1 protein-coding gene is annotated in these 790 nt (G+C 34.1%); it reads right to left on the bottom strand.

Features of this window, described 5'->3' with window-relative positions:
* Positions 1-59: 59 nt before the first annotated feature.
* Entirely contained in the window at positions 60-734 is a 675-nt protein-coding gene (locus tag LQ682_RS13995; RefSeq protein WP_001105987.1) for an IS6-like element IS257 family transposase, read from the bottom strand.
* Positions 735-790: the final 56 nt, after the last annotated feature.

Consider the following 790-nt stretch of genomic DNA (forward strand, 5'->3'; position numbering starts at 1 on the left):
GGTTCTGTTGCAAAGTAAAAAAATATAGCTAACCACTAATTTATCATGTCAGTGTTCGCTTAACTTGCTAGCATGATGCTAATTTCGTGGCATGGCGAAAATCCGTAGATCTGAAGAGACCTGCGGTTCTTTTTATATAGAGCGTAAATACATTCAATACCTTTTAAAGTATTCTTTGCTGTATTGATACTTTGATACCTTGTCTTTCTTACTTTAATATGACGGTGATCTTGCTCAATGAGGTTATTCAGATATTTCGATGTACAATGACAGTCAGGTTTAAGTTTAAAAGCTTTAATTACTTTAGCCATTGCTACCTTCGTTGAAGGTGCCTGATCTGTAATTACCTTTTGAGGTTTACCAAATTGTTTAATGAGACGTTTGATAAACGCATATGCTGAATGATTATCTCGTTGCTTACGCAACCAAATATCTAATGTATGTCCCTCTGCATCAATGGCACGATATAAATAGCTCCATTTTCCTTTTATTTTGATGTACGTCTCATCAATACGCCATTTGTAATAAGCTTTTTTATGCTTTTTCTTCCAAATTTGATACAAAATTGGGGCATATTCTTGAACCCAACGGTAGACCGTTGAATGATGAACGTTTACACCACGTTCCCTTAATATTTCAGATATATCACGATAACTCAATGCATATCTTAGATAGTAGCCAACGGCTACAGTGATAACATCCTTGTTAAATTGTTTATATCTGAAATAGTTCATACAGAAGACTCCTTTTTGTTAAAATTATACTATAAATTCAACTTTGCAACAGAACC

Origin of the sequence: Mammaliicoccus sp. A-M4 (assembly GCF_022386955.1) — a bacterium.
GTDB classification, from domain to species: domain Bacteria; phylum Bacillota; class Bacilli; order Staphylococcales; family Staphylococcaceae; genus Mammaliicoccus; species Mammaliicoccus lentus.

Bases quoted from the DNA above. Each gene is read 5' to 3' on its own strand.
- LQ682_RS13995 (WP_001105987.1), bottom strand. From the start codon at position 734: ATGAACTATTTCAGATATAAACAATTTAACAAGGATGTTATCACTGTA.